Below are 19,970 nucleotides of genomic sequence, written 5' to 3'. Positions count from 1 at the left end.
AAAGAGGCCTCGTGATAAGGCCTCTTTTTTATTTGTATTGGTTTCGACTAGAGCTGAAAATTCAATTCAGAGGCCAAGCAGATACTCCATCCACACTGATTGGCGTCTTAGCAAACTCATCAACACAATATCCTTTGCTCGAACTTGCAAAGTAAGTCAACGGCATTGGCGCTAGGCTCAGAGTGACTACTTGTTGTTTCGCTTTATCGCTAAAACTAAAGCCCCACATATCTAAGTAGCTTCTCATATCACGTTCATTAACGTAGCTTAGTGCGATCAACAACCAATCATCATTAGAGATCTGGTTTGCTTCATCGCGAGAGTAGCTATCAAAGCCGATGTTTTGCTTATTCGCATTCCATAGTTCATCACTCGACTTAAGGCGGTTAAACTCACGTTCAATCAAGTGAAGTCGACCTAGCATATGCCAGCCGTAGTCCAATACGCCCTGCTCTTGTGCCAGCATCATCATTTGAATGAAAACACGCGCGCCCCAACTCCAACTGGTTTGGTTTTGCTGCGCCATAAACGCATTTGGATCAGGTTGCGTTCGACTCTGTTGAAGCAACTCATATTGCCCTTTAAAGTCTAGACTCTGACAGTCGGATACTTTGCCTGTATCTTGATAGTATCGAGACTTACTATAGTACGAGTAATAGTTTGTCGTGGCATGTCCATCCCAGCCGCCAAAACGGAATCGACCTTTTTCTAAACCATGTCCTAATTCATGCAGGTCACCATGACCAAGTGGATGGAAAGCCCAATAAGCATCGTAAGGGTTTCCTGAGCAACCATAGCCACACGTCGCTTGGTCGGCGTTCATATGCTTAACGATATCTATCGTCTCTACTTGCCAACCTTTGCTGTCTCCATAACCATGAACTTCCGCTATTTCATCAATCCCAGGGCCTCTAAAACCAGCTAACGCGTGTGGGAAGTTGTGCATGTATCGCTCAGTCGCCAACGCCATATCATGTGGCTGATTCCAGTCACTTGAACCAATTGATGTTTGCATCTTGTCTAACTTTGAATGCACCTCAAAACCTGGAGTAATCAGCTCTGCCCAATCAAATTTCGCCTCTTCGAGTTCCGCAACAAAGCGTTCATTGTCTTCTTCGCTTCTCCACACCGGATGCTGAGCAACATTCTCGAACTTCAAGTCAACGTTGATATCATTTTTGTCAAAATGAACCTGCAATGTTCCGCCGTATGCAGAGGTCAGAGTAATGGTTTCTCCAGGTTCCACAGGATAAGTAACCGATGTTAGGAACTTAGGCCTCGCATAGCCGCCGTCTTTTGAAAACTCATGAGTTGCACCACTACGAAGTGAGTTAAATGCAATGGAAGTGCTCACATCGTTACTATCGACACGTGTCACTTTGATTGTCTGACCCGGTAGCGCATACAAACCCGCCGAGCGGAAATTGCGTTTTGATTCTAGCGTCACCGTTTTGGTAATCAACGGAACATCTTCAAAGGTTTTGGTGCTGAAGTTACCCAAGCTTGGCTGACCAGCATTCAGGGTTCGACTTTGATACTGTGCGTAATCACTGAAATAGGACCTGAGAAAATCAATTCGCTCAGTGTTATTCTTGTCCATTGGATAAGTAACACCTTGTCGATAGCTATCAGCTAGCAGCAGTATCAATTTTTCATATTGATAATCATCGTTAGCAAACAGATCGACTTTCTGTTTATCTAGGTTGTTCAAGTGAGTACGGATGGTATTCGCCGCTTGGTAAAACTCAGAATCCATCAAAGATTCGTCAGAACAGGACTTGTCATCACATAGCTTCAGGTCGACATTAAAACTATCGTCTTTCAGACGTTTTAATAGGGCTTGTTCCGCGACAATAGAGTCTAGGATCTGGTCAACGAGTTGCTTTGGGTCCCAATCTGATAAGCCTAATTTACGCCAATAATTGTCACCCACATATTGAATGCGCATTTCGGCAAACAGAGCACGACCAAGCTCCGTCATTCCACCGTCTAAATGCAAATACAACACAGGGATCTGATGTTCAAATGCGTAGTTTAAGCCTTCGACTACATCGCTTAAGTTGTCACCGTCATTCAGCTTCTGGGAAATAATCAAGAGATCAGGCCTATCCTCAAGACACGCCTTTAGTTTTCCAGCATCACAAGCGTCGTCATCATTGATCGACACTTCCGAGTTGATATTTTTTTCGATCCAATTGCGCGTCGCGCCATCATCGGGAAAGTAGTAAGACTGATCCAACTGAGCCATTACGATCTTTGTTGGCTTACCCGATCCTACCGTCCAACTAAGCAGGTTTTTCAGCCATGTCTCCATCTGCTCATTGACCGAATCAGGAAAGCGTTGCTGAGTACGGAATGGATTACTCGCGAGTGCTGCATAGCGAGTTTGCGAAGACGTGTAACCAGCAACGCCGATAACCAGCTCTTGGTCGGCGTAATTGTCATTCATTGCTTTGTTGGTTTTAAGGATGGTGTCGTTAAAACCATAAGTAGGAGAGATAATGGCAGTGTCATGAGTAGGGTCCCAGAACAACTGATTAAGGGTTTCTCCCCCCTCCCCTTGCATTAGGTGATTCTTGATCTGATTGTATTGACGATTAAGGTCAGAAACTAAAGATTCGCTTGCAGCGATAAACTCACTAGGGTCGGAAACCAAAGAAGCGTCGCCGCTCTCAAGTGCTTTCTGTACTGCCGTTTTTGGCTGAGTTGAACCATCAGAACCGCTACCTCCACCACAAGCGGTGAGTAACAATGAAGGCATTGCCATGCATAAAAATAGTGTGCTTTTTTTCATTACTGTACGACACTCTAATAAAATTGAACTGAGTGTATCTATCATTCTTTCTAAATCAATTTATACACTCAATACCAATGTGAGATCTGAACCAAGTTAACGATTTTAGATAAGTCGTAATTTATACCAATCGTAGTAAATAACTACTCACCCTAGCTTGCTAAAATGCTCGATAACTGCGTTAGAATTTTTGATTGTAGAATAACTACTTATCAAAAAATGCAGCCTTGTTCTCAAGCCTTTTTTCTGCGCTATTTCTGAACACTTACTTACTGTGATTGGTATGAACCGGAAGACGAGCGAAGGTTGGAATAAAAAACGGCGCTAAAAAGCGCCGTTTCATTAACTAAGTGGTCTTAGGTAAGCCAAGAATCGTGTCTCAGCATACTTAAATATCGCGATGATGAGAAACGTTAGCGCCATGTAGAACAGGCCGGCTGTCAAAAACGACTCAAATGGCGCGTAGTAACGTGAGTTAACCAAACGCGCTGCGCCGGTTAAGTCCATAATCGTTACGATACCTGCAACAGCTGAACCGTGAAGCATGAAGATAACTTCGTTACTGTAAGCCGGCAGCGCACGACGTAGAGCACTTGGTAGAATGATGCGACGGTATGTCTTCGGTGTACTCATGCCGTATGCTTTCGCGGCTTCAACTTCACCTTTTGGTAGGCCGTTAATCGCACCACGAATGATCTCTGCTGTGTAAGCCGAGGTGTTTAAGATAAATGCTATCAAAGCACAAAACCATGCGTTTTCCCACAGCGTATCTTTTACTGGGAAAAATTGATCCATACCGTAGTAAATCAGGTAAAGCTGAACCAGTAGTGGTGTGCCACGGAAAAAGTAGATAAATGACCACGCAGGACCATTAATCAGCATGTTATGGCTGTTACGTGCTATCGCCAATGGGATAGCCACAAAAAGACCGATAATTAGAGCTACTGTTACCATCCACGCCGTTGTCCAAAGACCACTCAGGTAAATTGGAAAACTTTCAACAATCAATGAAAAGTCCATAGTTACCTCGCGTGAATACTAAATTTACGTTCAACGAGCTTTAACAGGCCGGTTGAAACACTCGTAAAGAATAAGAAAATCAGTGCAACTGCCATGTAGAAAGTAAATGGCATCTTAGTTGAACCTGCCGCTAGCGCGCTGACTCGCACCATATCTTCTAGGCCGATAATCGAGACCAAAGCGGTCGTTTTAAGCAGTACTAGCCAGTTGTTACCAAAACCAGGCAATGCATGGCGAATCATTTGGGGAAGCAATATACGGTGAAATGCCTTCACAGGACTCATACCGTAAGCTTTTGCAGCTTCCATTTCACCCGCGTCAACGGCCATGATCGCACCACGGAACGTTTCTGCCATGTACGCACCGAAAATGAATCCAATGGTCAATACACCCGCTACAAATGGGCTAACATCGATATAGTCAGGTAGGTATGAAGTCCATTCATGGTTCGGATCGCTTGAAGTGAACCACTCGTTAAGCCACTCATTGATGGAATACAAACTGTTGTTTAAAAGGATCTGTCCACCAAAGAAGATCAACATCATCAATACGAGGTCTGGAATGCCGCGAATAATGGTGGTGTAAAGTGTGGCAATGGCTCTTGCCCATCGATAAGGTGCTAATTTTGCTAATGCGCCTAACATCCCTAGCACCATAGCTAGAAATAGCGAAAGCAACGCAACTTGAATTGTGAGTACAGCTCCATTAAGTATCGAAGCTTCATACCCTTGTAAATCAAACATAATGAATTCCAACAGAACAGCGAAAAAGTTGGGAGAGATAGGGAGAGATGTGCTCTCTCCCTAGAGTCTTCTCAGGATATTACTGACCGTATACGTCGTAGTTGAAGTATTTAGCCGCGATATCTTGGTAGATACCCTTTTCACGTAGCGAGATGATCGCTTCGTCTAGTTTCTTAGTTAGATCTTTGTCTTGCTTACGTACCGCGATACCAAAGCCTTCACCGAACCATTTTGGATCTGTTAGAGATGGACCAACAAACTCGTACGCTTCACCGCCCGCTTTGTTTAGAACACCTTCTTCAAGTGCTGATGCATCACCTAGTACCGCTGCAACACGGCCGTTTGCTAGGTCAAGGTAAGCTTCGTCGAAAGAACCGTAACGAACGATGTCTACAGTTTCACCGTAGTTGTCTGTTAGGTATTTGTCGTGCGTCGTTGCACGTTGTACCGCAATTTTTTGGCCGCTTAGGTCGTCAAAATTAAGACCAGCGCCTTTTTTCGCGATGAATTTGTTTGGAATAAGTGCGTACTTACCTGTGAAGTCGATCTTCTTCTTACGCTCTTCAGTGATAGACATTGCCGCAATGATCGCATCATATTTACGAGCTAGTAGAGAAGGAATAATACCATCCCAGTCTTGAGCAACGATCTTACATTTCACTTGCATCTCAGTACAAAGCGCATTTGCCATATCCACATCGAAGCCTTTTAGAGAGCCGTCAGCTTCTGTCCAGCTAAATGGAGGGTAAGCACCTTCAATACCAAAACGAACTGTTTTCCACTCTTTTGCTTGAGCTACGCCAGTTGCAGCAGTTGCAGCAAGTGCTGCTACCAGTAACCACTTTTTCATATCCCTACTCCTGTGATTTAGATATTTTTTAATGTTGTGTTTATAGTTTGGTTGTTGTGTTTATTACACAGCACCGCCTCATACCTTGATAGCGATACTCGCAATACGTTAATAAATCGATGAAATAAACTGTTGTAGACGTTCAGACTCAGGGTTAGTAAAGAGTTTAGCTGGATCGCCCTGCTCTTCCACTAGACCTTGGTGTAGGAACATCACATGATTAGAAACATCACGTGCAAACGCCATTTCGTGCGTTACCACCAGCATGGTTCGACCTTCCTCAGCCAAATCACGCATAACACCCAGTACTTCACCCACAAGTTCAGGGTCAAGCGCCGATGTTGGTTCATCAAACAGCATTACTTCAGGGTCAACAGCCAATGCACGCGCGATAGCGGCACGCTGTTGTTGACCACCAGAAAGGTGACCAGGGTAATAATCTTTACGCTCGTACAGCCCCACTTTTTTGAGAAGCATCTCTGCGTTTTCAATCGCTTGTGCTTTAGGAACACCCAGTACATGGACAGGTGCCTCAATAACATTCTCAAGAACAGTTAGGTGAGACCATAGGTTGAAGCCTTGAAAAACCATCGCCAAGCGAGAACGGATTCGCTGAACTTGTTTTTCATTGGCAGGAACTGATTCACCAAGGCGGTTGTTTTTCATTTGGATAAGTTCTCCGTTTACCCAAATCTCACCGGCAGTTGGCGTTTCTAGAAGGTTGATACAGCGAAGAAAGGTACTCTTGCCAGAGCCAGAGGAACCGATGATTGAAACCACGTCCCCTTTATGTGCAGAAAGCGAAATTCCTTTTAAAACTTCATTTTGACCAAACGTTTTGTGTAAGTCCTTTATATCCAGCGCTGGTACATCTTTCATGCGCTTTCTCTCCCAAGTTTGTGTAAATGCAAGGTACTCCGACCTTTTCATGCGATACAAACTAGCACCCAACGCAGTAACATGCAACAAATTATCAACCTATCATTTAGGAATAAATAGCACTTCACTCTGACTTATTATGCACTAGGTAGCGTTTTCCTCTCAATTCAATGAATAGTAGTTATAAAAAAGCCCCGATTAACGGGGCTTTTTAGTTAACAAAATGTGAAGTTCATTTGTTTGAACATTGCTATTGCTCGTTAGTTTACGCCTTGCTGATAAAACTGAACTTCACTTCCCATGATCTCGATTCTTCTCAACTTGTCGTCTGATGCCATCGAGAGTAGACCGTTCACATCATTGTAATTTGGAATAGCGGATGAAATTAGGACTTGAGGATCAATGTTGTGTGCAAAGAACTGCTTCACCTGCGCCTCACTTTCCGTGTCTAACTGAGCCAAAGACACTTCTAAGCGGTCATTGTTGTTGTCGATGTTTAGCACTTCATCGGTACTATTCATCAACACCTGACCTTTGTTCGGCGCGGCAAAAATAGTTTGATAGAAGTTTCTATTGTTATTATTCGAGGATCTTAAGTGCGTTCTCTGAATTTGATAATCTGATACCACATAGCCATCAGCACTTAAACAATAATCAGTACACCCTGTATTAGTAATAGATGCAGTCAACGCGTTCAAAGTAGGTAAAGCGACAGTCGTCCCTGCGGAATCTACAGAGTCATAGATTTTTGCATTCCAGCTACCAGAAGCCACATCAGTACTTGCCTCAATGTCAAACGACCAATTGTCGATTACAGAAGAACCATCAATCACACCATAGACCTGTCCAGATTCGTAGATGGGCTGCCAAGTGTGGATCTCATTATCTATTTCAACATCGATTTTACTTGCGTTATTCAACGTCAATCCAGTGGCAGTAAATACTGGTTTGACAATATTTTCATCCGTTGGCAAGCCACTTTGGCTACCGCTACCCTGAGAAGAATCATAGACATAACTAGCATCCATAACAGCGTAGTGACTCAGATCTCTACTTTCACCGCTGCTATGAGTATCAAACAAAGTAACTAACACGTTATGTGATGCTGGAACATCTGAATTGACTTTTATACCACTTGCGATTGTGTTGCCGTTAACAGAGTTATCAATATAACTACTTTGATAATAGCTCGTATTAACATCGACTTGGTCAACTTTTACCGCTGCATTTGCATCAACATTTACTTTTTGTGATTGTTCGCCCTGATAGCAAGAGTAAGTAGAAGAGTGTTGACGGACATTTACTGTCATGTCTGAAAGTAGCGCTTTCGATACAGTAAACATGTACACATCTTGAGTTCCTTGAATAGAACCATCAATTTCTTCAAGAGATACATAACCTCCGTCAGGAACATCGCCACTATCAATCACGAAACGACCATCGCTGTCTGCTTGATTCGTCGCAGTGATAGCACCGTTTTCGTCATGGAATAGAATGTTATAGTTAGCGGTAGCTTCATATGCCGCAATAACCTTCGTTCCATTTACGTCAGACTCATCCTGACCAATGATAGAACAGCCACTAGCTACCGCACTTCTTTCGATGGAATTTAAGCTAAGCATTTGCCACGTATATTTTGGGGTTGCAGGTGCACCGCCACCGCCACCGCCACCGCCGCCTCCGCCGCCACAGCCAACAAGTAGTCCTGAGATAATTGCCGCTAGTGGCAACATTTGTGTCTTTTTCATCTATTTCCGTCCTGTTTGTGGCAACAGCGCGCCAAAATTTAGTCTCTACGGATGATATAGCAAAAAACAAGCCAAGCATTAAAAGGCTTACTTGTTTTTCTAATAGAAATGTGACGGGATGAGATAAACGTCAAGTTGTGAAAACAAATTACACGTTTTTTTAAAGATTACTTATTGAGCATTGTCATTTTGTAGCTTTCTTTCACATAAACTCATAAAGTGATCAAGATCAATCACCCTAAAGGGTAAGCTTGTTAGACTCCTCGACACACAATAAGGCATATAAAAATGCCAAATGTTTCTTTTAACTTAGCGGCATAAGGCACGCAAAAATCGTGCAACATTGTGTTAATGAGTTATAAACAAAAGAGATGACGCAGTTTTGCGCATTTATAGAATTCATTTTTAGAATTACTACCAAATAAAAATATGAGGAATCTATGTCAGACGTTGTCAACAATGCGAACTCTGAAGTAGAAGAAAAGAGCTATCAAGAGCTACACCGCCCTGCTTCTGAATTCGAAAGCCGCTCCGACTATCTAGATCACGAGCTGCAAATCATGAAGCCTCGCCGCTTCGGCCTTAACCTTCCTGGTCGTGACTTCCGTTTTGAACTTGAAGACCTTGTTCCGGCGCTTGCTGGTACTATCGGCATCATCGCGATGTACTCTGCGGTTATGATGTCTTGGGCTGAAGGTCTGACGCAAGCTTGGGATCACGTGAACCTAGGTAAAGACTTCGCTATCGAAGTCGCTCGTGTAGAAATGCTTATTCCTGCACTACTCTTCTGTATCCTTGCTTCTGGTTTCTTCAACCCGAAAGCAAACCTTGCCGGTAACCACGGCCCAATGATCCCACTTATCGGTACCATCGCTCTTGCAGGTGCTCACCCTCTTGCATTGGCTATCCTTATCGGTGTGTTTGGTTTGATCCTGAGTCTACTCAAAGGTGGCTCTAAACTGGTTAACCTCACTTCCGAAGGTACTGCCGGTGGCTTGCTTATTTTCTTAGGTCTAACGGGTACGATGAGCCAGATCAACTCGATCCAAGCTTGGGCTGTTGGACTAGAATCTGACACAGTTGCTGCGGGTAGCATGGGTTACATTGGCCTTATCGTACTTGCTGTTACCATTGGCCTTTACGCTTTCCTTGCTAAAGTGAACAAGCGTTGGCTAGCAATTCCTGTTTGTGCTTTCACTGGTCTAGCGATTGCACTGGTTCTTGGTGCAGGTTTCGACATTAAATTCGTAACAGAAACAGGTCTTCCAAACCTAAACCCAGTTTACTGGTGGGGTTCTACTGAAGAAGGTTGGATGCTAGGTCTTCCAAACATGGAGCACTTCATTGCATCTCTACCATTTGCAATCCTTGCGGTAGCAATGTGGTCACCAGATTTCCTAGGTCACCGTATCTTCCAAGAGCTGAACTACCCTAAAAAATCTGAAAAAGTACTGATGGACGTAGATGACACAATGACTATGTGTTCTGTGCGTCAAATGGTTGGTACAGCTGTAGGTGGCGGTAACATCACTTCATCTTGGGGTACTTACATGATCCCAGCAGCGATCGCTAAACGTCCTATCCCGGGCGGTGCAATCCTACTTGGCTCTCTATGTATCATCGTTGCGATTCTTGGCTTCCCAATGGACGTTGCGGTATGGCCACCAGTGATGCGTGTTGCTCTTCTAGTTGGTGTATCTCTTCCTCTACTTGAAGCAGGTATGCAGATGGTTAAAGACAGCAAAGACTCACAAGCAGCGGGTATCTGTATCTTCGGCTCTGCGGTTGTTAACCCAGTTCTAGCTTGGGCTCTAACGATGCTTCTAGATAACAACGGTCTGATCGGTGACAAAGAGCGTCCTAAGCGTCTATCTTTTGTAGACAAGATTGTTATCCCAGTAGGTGTACTTGTTATCTGTCTTGTTGCAATGCTTGCAGTAGGTATGCTTGAAGGCCAATACGGCATTAAAGCTTGGCTGTAAGTTGGTCTGAATACTCTGACCAAACGTATCTAGCCATCACAGCTAGACTCAAATAAACAGAGTAAATTCAAAAAAAGTTTGGGTGGTGAAAGTCACCACCCCTTTTTTCTCAACTTTTTTTAGCATTTATTGATTTAGTTTAAGGTTTGCAGGATTTTTTTAGCGTAGTCTTGAATACATCGAAGTGAGACACCATTTAAAAAGTAATGACAATATATATAATCATATGAATCCGATGTGATAATACATATTGTTATTAATAAGAGTGTACTACCCTATACTGGGGCGCTGGCTCAACAGCGTTAAAGTACGTGTTTTTTCTACTAAAAAGGTAGGTATGTCATGGCAGAGCAATTTGCTAAAGCTTGGGAAGGTTTTGCTGCAGGTGAGTGGCAAAATGAAGTAAACGTTCGTGATTTCATTCAAAAGAACTACGCGCCGTATGAAGGCGACGAATCTTTCCTAGTTTCTGAAGGTACTGAGGCTACTAACAAGCTTTGGGCTTCGGTAATGGAAGGTATCAAACAGGAAAACGCAACTAAAGCACCTGTAGAATTCGATACTTCTGTTATCTCTACCATCACTTCTCACGATGCTGGTTACATTGAGAAAGACCTAGAAACAATCGTTGGTCTTCAAACTGAGAAGCCACTTAAGCGTGCTATCATCCCTAACGGTGGTATCCGCATGGTTGAGGGTTCTTGTAAAGCATACGGTGAGACTCTTGATCCAGCTGTTTCAAAAATCTACTCTGAATACCGTAAAACACACAACGCGGGTGTTTTCGATATCTACACGCCTGACATCCTAAAATGTCGTAAGTCTGGTGTTCTAACTGGTCTTCCAGATGCATACGGTCGTGGTCGTATCATCGGTGACTACCGTCGTGTAGCTCTATACGGTATCGACTTCCTAATGAAAGACAAGCAAGCTCAATTTGCTTCTCTTCAAGAGCAATTCGAAAGCGGCGAAAACCTTGCAGAAACAATGCAACTTCGCGAAGAGATCTCTGAGCAACACCGCGCTCTAGGTCAAATCAAAGAGATGGCTGCTAAATACGGCTTCGATATCTCTGAGCCAGCTCAAACTGCTCAAGAAGCTATCCAGTGGACTTACTTCGGCTACCTAGCAGCTGTTAAGTCTCAAAACGGTGCTGCAATGTCTCTAGGTCGTACTTCGACTTTCCTAGACATCTTCATCGAGCGTGATATCGCTGCAGGCAAGATCACTGAAGTTGAAGCTCAAGAAATGATCGACCACTTCGTAATGAAGCTACGTATGGTTCGTTTCCTACGTACTCCTGAGTACGATGAGCTATTCTCTGGTGACCCAATCTGGGCTACTGAGTCTATGGGTGGTATGGGTATTGACGGTCGTACACTAGTTACACGTACTAACTTCCGTTTCCTAAACTCTCTATACACAATGGGTCCCTCTCCAGAGCCAAACATCACTGTTCTTTGGTCTGAGCAACTACCTGACGGCTTTAAGCGTTTCTGTGCGAAGGTATCTATCGATACTTCTTCTATCCAGTACGAAAATGATGACCTAATGCGTCCTGACCTAGAGTCTGATGATTACGCTATCGCTTGTTGTGTATCTCCAATGATCGTTGGTAAGCAAATGCAGTTCTTCGGTGCTCGTGCTAACCTTGCGAAAACAATGCTTTACGCAATCAACGGTGGTGTAGATGAGAAGCTTAAACTTCAAGTAGGTCCTGTTGCTGACAAGATCACTGACGAAGTTCTTAACTACGATGACGTAATGGGTCGCCTAGACACATTCATGGACTGGCTAGCTAAGCAGTACGTGACTGCACTAAACAGCATCCACTACATGCACGACAAGTACAGCTACGAAGCGTCTCTAATGGCTCTTCACGACCGTGACGTTCGTCGTACTATGGCTTGTGGTATCGCTGGTCTATCTGTTGCGGCTGACTCTCTATCTGCAATTAAGTTTGCTACAGTTAAGCCAATCCGTGACGAAGACGGCATTGCTATCGATTTCGAAATCGAAGGCGATTACCCTAAATACGGTAACAACGACTCTCGTGTAGATGATATCGCTTGTGAACTAGTTTCTACGTTCATGAACAAGATCCGTAAGCTTAAGACTTACCGTAACTCTATCCCTACACAGTCAGTTCTTACTATCACGTCTAACGTTGTATACGGTAAGAAAACTGGTAACACTCCAGACGGTCGTCGTGCTGGTGCTCCTTTCGCTCCTGGTGCTAACCCAATGCACGGTCGTGATGAGAAAGGTGCTGTAGCGTCACTAACGTCTGTAGGTAAACTACCGTTTGCTGATGCACAAGATGGTATCTCTTACACGTTCTCTATCGTACCTAACGCTCTTGGTAAAGACGTTGAAGGTCAGAAAGCGAACCTTGCAGGCCTAATGGATGGTTACTTCCACCACGAAGCTGGCATCGAAGGTGGTCAACACCTTAACGTGAACGTTCTTAACCGTGACACTCTAGAAGACGCAGTTAAGCACCCTGAGAAATACCCTCAGCTAACAATCCGTGTATCTGGTTACGCTGTTCGCTTCAACTCTCTAACTGCAGAGCAACAAGCTGACGTAATCGCACGTACATTTACTGAGTCTCTATAATCTTATAGCTGACTAACACAGTAAAAATATTAGCCTCGCCAATGTGCGGGGCTTTTTTATATCTGCAAAGATATTTCGTGCGTTCTCTCGACAAAATGAAATGTTAAGTTGCGCAAAAATGTTCTGTTACATTCACTTTTTTTCCACACCAATCACTAATTTGGGGTACTATTTTGGTTCGTTACCAAAGAGTACTTTTTAATGAAGCTTGTCCGTTTTTTACCTCTACTTCTATTGTCTTTTTCATCGGTTGCCTCGGAGCGTTCTACCGTTACTTTCGCTCTCGATAACGACGGCATTTTTGGCGTTGACCAAGACTATACGAACGGCTTGTTTTTAAGCTACACATCATCAGGAATCACTCCCTACAGCTGGGCCAAACCATTAAGCCTTTCAGCTTGGGGCGCTAGCTCACTTGATAAATGGGAAATCACCGTCGGTCATAAAATGTATACCCCATCCGATATTGAAGTGACTGAACCTTTAGCCAATGATCGTCCGTATGCTGGTTTTCTCCATTTGGAATTTAATTACATCAGCCTTCACCCACAACAGGCTCAACGATTCAATCTGACTTTGGGTACAACTGGTGAAAGCGCCCTTTCTGAACAAGCGCAAAAACTCGTGCACTCGATTACCAAATCTGATGAACCAAATGGTTGGGAATTCCAGGTCGATGATGAGTTCGTCGGTAGTGTCGGTTACCTTAGCCATTTCAACCTAATGCGTTCTCGCTCTGTAGCAAATACCGATTTCGAAATATCTAACGTATCAGAAGTCAACGCTGGTAACTTTAGAAGTGACATTTCAACAGGCTTTATGCTTCGCTGGGGTACTGACCTCGGTGGTAACTTTGGTGCAGCAACCATCACCTCAGAAAATCCGTTCCGCCCAGGCATGATTGGTGCGTCAAACAGAGGCTGGTTTACTTATGCTGGTATCGAAGGCCGCTACCGCTTCAATGATATTACGATTGAGGGTGACCGCTCTGGTGTCGAGAAATATGCGCTAGAAAATGGCGAAAACCCAGCCATCTATGATGTGACTTTAGAGAACATTCAAGCAACTGCTGTAGCTGGAGTAGCTTGGTACAATCAACATGTAGGCGCTGCGTTCTCATTGACCATGAAAACCCCGGATTACGAAGAAGCTAAAGAGTCAATTTATACAACAGGTGGTGTGACTTTCTTTGCGTTCTTTTAGACGAAAAGTAACGAAAGTATTCATTTGCTAAACATAGAGATAAAGGCAATTAACTTCGGTGTTGATTGCCTTTATTTTTGGGCGTCCAAAGGGGATTGACCCTATTTTATGTACCGTTTTTGTAATAAAATAACCAACATAAATACTAATACGAGAGCAGCTCATGTCTACAACTGGTCGCATTCACTCATTCGAATCTTGTGGTACCGTCGACGGCCCAGGAATCCGCTTTATTGTGTTTCTACAGGGCTGTTTAATGCGCTGTATGTATTGTCATAACCGTGACACTTGGGACACTCATGACGGCAAAGAAGTTACCGTTGAGGAGATCATCAACGAAGCAAAATCGTATCGTCATTTTATGAAAGCCTCAGGTGGTGGTGTGACATGTTCAGGCGGCGAAGCCATGCTTCAACCTGAGTTTGTACGCGACTTCTTCCTAGCAGCAAAAGCCGAAGGTATCCATACTTGTCTAGACACTAATGGCTATATTCGTAAACACACCGAAGTGGTTGATGAAGTTCTCGACGCTGCAGATTTGGTTATGCTGGATCTCAAGCATATGCGTGATGAAATCCACCAAGATTTCATCGGTGTCTCTAATAAACGTACTCTAGACTTCGCGCGCTACTTACACAAAATTGGTAAGACAACTTGGATTCGTTATGTTGTAGTGCCTGGTTACACGGACAACCCTGAAGATGCTCGCCTGTTAGGTGAATTCATTAAAGACATGGACAACATCGAAAAAGTTGAGCTACTGCCATACCACAAACTTGGTGCTCACAAATGGGAAGCTCTAGGCATTGAGTACCCTCTAGAAGGTGTGAATCCACCAAGCAAAGAGACTATGGATGAGATCGTATCAATACTGAGTGAGTATCACTCCAACGTTAAGTACTGATCCACCAATTCTTTAGGAGCGCTTCATTTGATGAGGCGCTTTTTTTTGGCGCTCTACCTCGCCACTCATTCACGGTTTCTATTCATCTCCTCTCATTTTTCGTTACAACTTCTGTTGATCATTTCAAAAAAACGTATTAAATCCGTGTTGAGATCATGTTTCGGTAAGTAGAATTGCTGTTACTCTTACTTCAACAAACAAATTACAACATTTAGTTTTTTAGTGAGGTTCCTCCCATGGAAATGACCAATGCTCAGCGTCTAATTCTATCAAATCAATACTACCTAATGTCTCAAATGGATCCTGAGAACTCAGCTAAATACCAGCGTCTCCAAACGATTGTAGAACGTGGTTACGAACTACAAATGCGTGAACTGAACAAAGAGTTTGGTTGCCTAACAGAAGCAGAGTGTCGCGAAATTATCGACATCATGGAGATGTACCATGCGATGCAAGAATCGAACAAGATGCTTGCAGATGATGAGCGTAAAGAAGTGGACCAACGTCGTTTACAGTTCCTAGGATTTGACATTGCATCTGAAGCACAGATCGTACATTACGTGCGCTTCCTGACTGACTCAGAAGGCCTTTACCCGCAGTTTGATAAAGCGGATCACCACTTCAACAGCCAAATGCCGATGCTTGATAAGTACCGCCGCATGCTGACGACATGGCGCAACTGCCCTCGCCAATACCACCTATGTGCGACAGAGCTATCTCAAATCTTCAACGCATAGTAGATAGACAAAAATAATAAAGGGTTGCTGGTGAGCAACCCTTTTTCGTTCGATTATTTTAAAGAGAGAAAATCAACAATTAGAAGACGTAAGCTATGCCGACGTTTGCCGTAGTATTGACACCACTCTCGATAATTGGGCTCTTCTCTATATCGCCTTCTAGATTGGTGTAGCGGACACCACCCGTTACGCGAATATTTGGTGTAATGTGCATATAACCACCTAACCCAACAAAGTATTGACCGTCCCAATCTGCATCAAATTCATCTAAGTTTGTTCTGTTAGCTTCATCCGAGCTCACACCATAAAGATGATTGTTAATACGTTCGCTGTTGTAAGCGTAACCAATCGAAGGGGTAATCGCCCAACCTTTGCGTCGAATCGGTAGTCGCCAAGCCGCCTCTCCATACACACCATTATGTTTAAAACCGATGTCTGAACCAATCGTCGCTTCGAACATGCCAACCAATGTAATGACTTGATAACTTACGCCGCCTAATATCGATGCTTCACGCTCATCAAGCTTTTGAATGTCGACATTATCGGAATCATTAGGTTTAAGCGTTCTTGGGTCGTACACCGCTCTAAACACAATATTTTGAGGTGTGCCAACTGGGAATAGACGATAACCGGCACTAAAGCCACGCATAAAGAAGTGTTCTCCCTCATAACCAACCATTGGAATCACAGCTCTATTTGAAGGGGTTTCTTTATACACAGCTGGAGAGTAAGAAGCTGCAACACCTAAAGACCATTGAGATATCTTTGCTTGCACCCCAGAAGTCGCCAATAAAGTGGTACCCACCACTAACGCTTTTACCCAATTACTCTTCACTGCTAAAACCTTATTCACATCGTCTAAATAAAAACCAAAGCCATTATATGGTACGAAATACCTAAAAATCAACCATACACAGAATCAATACCCGATATTACACATTTTTATCTATCAAATAATAAAAACTGAAAATTTAAAACTCTGTTTAAAAAGGCTTCGTATAAAAAGTAATTTGTTTAAGCATAAACCCGCAGTTCGCAACATTCGCGGACATCACAATTCAGACAAAAATGTAAATAAATGCATAATTGTTAAGCAAAATTGTATAAGCGGGTCTAGGCTTAAGTTGTGGGGAGTTCGTAATTTTCAATCGCTCGTCAGTTTTGACAGGTTAACAAGGGGAATGTGACTATGAGTATTTTCGACCACTATCAATCACGCTATGAAGCAGCCAAGGAAGAAGAGCTGACTCTGCAAGAGTTCCTTGGGCTGTGTAAAGACGATAAAAGTGCTTATGCCAACGCTGCTGAGCGCCTGCTACTTGCGATCGGTGAACCAGAAGTCATCGACACCGCACAAGACCCTCAGCTCAGCCGAATTTTCTCTAACCGAGTGATCTCTCGTTATCGTGAATTTGAAGACTTCTACGGCATGGAAGACGCTATCGAACAGATTGTTTCTTATCTAAAACATGCTGCGCAAGGATTAGAAGAACGCAAACAAATTCTGTACCTTCTTGGCCCAGTGGGTGGTGGTAAATCCTCTCTGGCTGAGAAACTAAAATCACTGATGCAAAAAGTGCCAATTTACGTGCTTTGTGCTGACGGCGAGCGAAGCCCTGTTAACGACCACCCATTCTGTCTATTCGACGTCAACGAAGACGGCGACGTGCTTAAGCAAGAGTATGGCATTGAAAAGCGTTACCTACGCTCAATTATGTCTCCGTGGGCTGCCAAGCGTCTGCATGAATTTGGTGGAGACATTTCTCGCTTCAAAGTAGTGAAAGTACGCCCTTCAATCCTCGATCAGGTTGCTATCGCCAAAACCGAACCGGGTGATGAAAATAACCAAGACATTTCATCACTGGTTGGTAAAGTTGATATCCGTAAACTCGAGCACTTCTCTCAAGATGATCCTGATGCATACAGCTATTCAGGCGCATTGTGTAAGGCAAACCAAGGCCTGATGGAATTTGTAGAGATGTTTAAAGCACCAATTAAAGTGCTACACCCTCTACTAACCGCAACCCAAGAAGGTAACTTCAACGGTACTGAAGGCCTTTCAGCACTGCCATTCGACGGCATGATTCTCGCGCACTCAAATGAATCTGAGTGGCAGACATTCCGTAACAACAAAAACAACGAAGCTTTCCTAGACCGTGTGTACATTGTAAAAGTCCCTTACTGTCTACGCGTATCTGAAGAAGTGAAAATCTATCAGAAACTGCTTGAGCACAGTGAACTGTCAAAAGCACCATGTTCACCGAGCACACTCGAGCTACTCTCTCAGTTCAGCATCTTGTCTCGTCTGAAAGAGCCTGAAAACTCATCGCTATTCTCAAAAATGCGCGTTTACGATGGTGAGACACTTAAAGATACCGATCCAAAAGCGAAGAGCTACCAAGAGTACCGTGACTACGCAGGTGTAGATGAAGGTATGTCAGGTCTATCGACTCGTTTCGCCTTTAAGATTCTTTCAAGAGTGTTTAACTTCGACCAAACCGAAGTCGCGGCGAACCCAGTACACCTTTTCTACGTCATTGAGCAACAAATCGAGCGAGAGCAGTTCCCTCAAGAGACCGCCGAGAAGTACCTAGAGTTCTTGAAAGGCTACCTAGTACCTCGCTACGTGGAGTTCATTGGCAAAGAGATTCAAACCGCATACTTAGAGTCATACTCTGAGTACGGCCAAAACATCTTTGACCGCTATGTCACCTATGCTGACTTCTGGATTCAAGACCAAGAGTACCGTGATCCTGAAACAGGTCAGCTATTCGACCGAGCTTCACTGAATGGTGAACTCGAAAAAATTGAGAAAACCGCGGGTATCAGTAACCCTAAAGACTTCCGTAATGAAATTGTGAACTTCGTGCTTCGTGCGAAAGCGAACAACAATGGTAAGAACCCAGTTTGGACCAGTTATGAGAAGTTACGCACTGTGATTGAGAAGAAAATGTTCTCGAACACCGAAGAGTTACTACCGGTTATCTCTTTCAATGCGAAAACATCTTCTGAAGACCAGAAGAAGCACGATGACTTCGTCGCTCGTATGATGGAAAAAGGCTACACCGAGAAACAAGTAAGACTGCTCTCTGAATGGTACCTAAGAGTTCGTAAGTCCTCATAAGCCAAAACGTGCAGAGCTGCCTAACGCAGGCAGCTCCACTACTCACAAGAAGTAGGTTCACGACGTAAATTTGAGAGGGAGTTCTTATGGCACAATTTATTGATCGGAGGCTCAATGGTAAGAATAAGAGCGCAGTGAACAGGCAGCGCTTCATTCGACGCCATAAAGAGCAAATCAAAGAGTCGGTAGCAGATGCTGTTAACCGTCGCTCAATCACCAACACCGAGACGGGTGAGGATGTCTCTATTCCACATAAAGACATCAAAGAGCCAAGCTTCCACCAAGGGCAAGGAGGCGTGCGCGAGCGCGTTCATCCAGGTAACGACCAATTCATCACTGGCGACAAAATTGAGCGCCCAAAAGGTGGCGGGCAAGGTGGAGGTTCAGGACAAGGCGAAGCGAGTCCAGATGGTGAAGGGCAAGACGAGTTTATCTTTCAGATCTCTAAAGACGAATATTTAGATATTCTGTTTGAAGATCTCGAGCTGCCTAATCTAGAAAAAAATCAGATCAACAAAATCACCGAGTGGAAGACCCACCGATCTGGTTATCAAACCGCGGGTATTCCATCGAACATCGCTGTGGTTCGCTCACTACAACAGTCGCTAGCAAGAAGAACAGCGATGACAGCAGGCAAACGCCGTGAATTGAACTCATTGATGGAGCAACTCGACAAAGTTCAAATGACAGAGCCCGCTCAGCCTTTCGAAGAGACGCGACTTAAAGAAGAGATCGCCGAACTAAGAAAGAAAATCGAAAGCGTGCCATTCATTGACACGTTTGACCTGCGCTACAAGAACTACGAGAAGCGCCCTATCCCGTCTAGCCAAGCAGTTATGTTCTGCTTAATGGATGTGTCAGGTTCAATGGATCAAGCAACAAAAGACATCGCAAAACGCTTCTATGTGTTGCTATACCTGTTCTTGAACCGTACCTATGAGAACGTCGACGTTGTGTTCATTCGCCACCATACACAAGCGAAAGAAGTCGATGAACATGAATTCTTCTACTCACAAGAGACAGGCGGAACGATCGTATCCAGCGCTCTCAAGTTAATGGACGAGATTGTTGCTGAGCGTTATCCATCAAACGAGTGGAACATATACGCGGCACAAGCATCCGATGGCGATAACTGGGCAGACGACTCCCCGCGCTGTAAAGAACTGCTTGTGAACAAACTACTGCCAACCTGTCAGTACTACTCCTACATAGAAATCACTCGTCGTTCACACCAAACGTTGTGGCATGAGTATGAGAAGTTAGAAGCAGGCTTCGATAACTTCGCCATGAAAAACATAAAAACCGTGGACGATATTTTCCCGGTATTCAGAGAACTGTTCCAGAAAGAGACAGCGTAAGGAGGCTTT

The 19,970-nt window shown here is 43.9% G+C and carries 14 protein-coding genes; 7 read left to right on the top strand and 7 right to left on the bottom strand.

Annotated elements, in window-relative coordinates; all coding sequences use genetic code 11:
- Positions 1-61: 61 nt before the first annotated feature.
- The 6 genes from FIV04_RS05120 to FIV04_RS05095 all read right to left on the bottom strand — a co-directional run bounded on the left by FIV04_RS05120 (position 62) and on the right by FIV04_RS05095 (position 8,034).
- Positions 62-2,794, bottom strand: a complete 2,733-nt coding sequence (locus FIV04_RS05120) for an ImpA family metalloprotease (RefSeq protein WP_152468442.1) — start codon at positions 2,792-2,794, stop codon at positions 62-64.
- Between the two features lie 342 nt (positions 2,795-3,136).
- A complete protein-coding gene (locus FIV04_RS05115; RefSeq protein ID WP_152468441.1) occupies positions 3,137-3,814 on the bottom strand; it encodes an ABC transporter permease in 678 nt (225 codons plus the stop codon).
- A gap of 2 nt (positions 3,815-3,816) precedes the next feature.
- Positions 3,817-4,557, bottom strand: coding sequence for an ABC transporter permease (locus FIV04_RS05110; RefSeq protein ID WP_032549475.1), 741 nt, complete (start codon positions 4,555-4,557; stop codon positions 3,817-3,819).
- Positions 4,558-4,636: 79 nt separating this feature from the next.
- Positions 4,637-5,407 carry an ABC transporter substrate-binding protein gene (locus FIV04_RS05105; protein WP_152468440.1) on the bottom strand — a complete coding sequence of 257 codons (771 nt, stop codon included), beginning with the start codon at positions 5,405-5,407 and terminating at the stop codon, positions 4,637-4,639.
- A gap of 108 nt (positions 5,408-5,515) precedes the next feature.
- Positions 5,516-6,286, bottom strand: a complete 771-nt coding sequence (locus tag FIV04_RS05100; protein ID WP_032549478.1) for an ABC transporter ATP-binding protein — start codon at positions 6,284-6,286, stop codon at positions 5,516-5,518.
- Between the two features lie 260 nt (positions 6,287-6,546).
- A complete protein-coding gene (locus FIV04_RS05095; RefSeq protein ID WP_152468439.1) occupies positions 6,547-8,034 on the bottom strand; it encodes a flagellar sheath protein A in 1,488 nt (495 codons plus the stop codon).
- Between the two features lie 440 nt (positions 8,035-8,474).
- Between FIV04_RS05095 and FIV04_RS05090 the strand changes: the two genes are divergently transcribed.
- From FIV04_RS05090 to FIV04_RS05070, 5 genes are all read left to right on the top strand, one after another.
- Complete coding sequence (locus FIV04_RS05090) at positions 8,475-10,016, top strand: DUF3360 family protein (protein ID WP_032549480.1); 1,542 nt, start codon at positions 8,475-8,477, stop codon at positions 10,014-10,016.
- A gap of 342 nt (positions 10,017-10,358) precedes the next feature.
- A complete protein-coding gene (gene pflB, locus FIV04_RS05085) occupies positions 10,359-12,635 on the top strand; it encodes a formate C-acetyltransferase (protein ID WP_150895212.1) in 2,277 nt (758 codons plus the stop codon).
- A 201-nt stretch (positions 12,636-12,836) separates the two neighbouring features.
- Positions 12,837-13,838, top strand: a complete 1,002-nt coding sequence (locus FIV04_RS05080; protein WP_152468438.1) for a lipid A deacylase LpxR family protein — start codon at positions 12,837-12,839, stop codon at positions 13,836-13,838.
- Positions 13,839-14,001: 163 nt separating this feature from the next.
- Entirely contained in the window at positions 14,002-14,742 is a 741-nt protein-coding gene (gene pflA / locus FIV04_RS05075) for a pyruvate formate lyase 1-activating protein (RefSeq protein ID WP_032549483.1), read from the top strand.
- 236 nt (positions 14,743-14,978) lie between these two features.
- Positions 14,979-15,479 (top strand): YfbU family protein, encoded by a 501-nt coding sequence (locus FIV04_RS05070; protein ID WP_152468437.1) that lies wholly within the window; start codon positions 14,979-14,981, stop codon positions 15,477-15,479.
- Positions 15,480-15,558: 79 nt separating this feature from the next.
- Here FIV04_RS05070 and FIV04_RS05065 read toward each other — a convergent pair whose 3' ends face one another.
- Positions 15,559-16,314 (bottom strand): MipA/OmpV family protein, encoded by a 756-nt coding sequence (locus tag FIV04_RS05065; RefSeq protein ID WP_152468436.1) that lies wholly within the window; start codon positions 16,312-16,314, stop codon positions 15,559-15,561.
- A 354-nt stretch (positions 16,315-16,668) separates the two neighbouring features.
- Between FIV04_RS05065 and FIV04_RS05060 the strand changes: the two genes are divergently transcribed.
- Together FIV04_RS05060 and FIV04_RS05055 are read left to right on the top strand one after the other, a co-directional pair.
- Entirely contained in the window at positions 16,669-18,603 is a 1,935-nt protein-coding gene (locus tag FIV04_RS05060; protein ID WP_150895222.1) for a PrkA family serine protein kinase, read from the top strand.
- Positions 18,604-18,689: 86 nt separating this feature from the next.
- Complete coding sequence (locus FIV04_RS05055; protein ID WP_152468435.1) at positions 18,690-19,961, top strand: YeaH/YhbH family protein; 1,272 nt, start codon at positions 18,690-18,692, stop codon at positions 19,959-19,961.
- Positions 19,962-19,970 lie beyond the last annotated feature (9 nt).

It is taken from the genome of Vibrio sp. THAF190c (assembly GCF_009363355.1).
In the GTDB taxonomy this organism is placed as follows: domain Bacteria; phylum Pseudomonadota; class Gammaproteobacteria; order Enterobacterales; family Vibrionaceae; genus Vibrio; species Vibrio fortis_A.
Note: the sequence above shows the minus strand (reverse complement) of the source record. Positions and strands in the feature narration are given on the sequence as shown.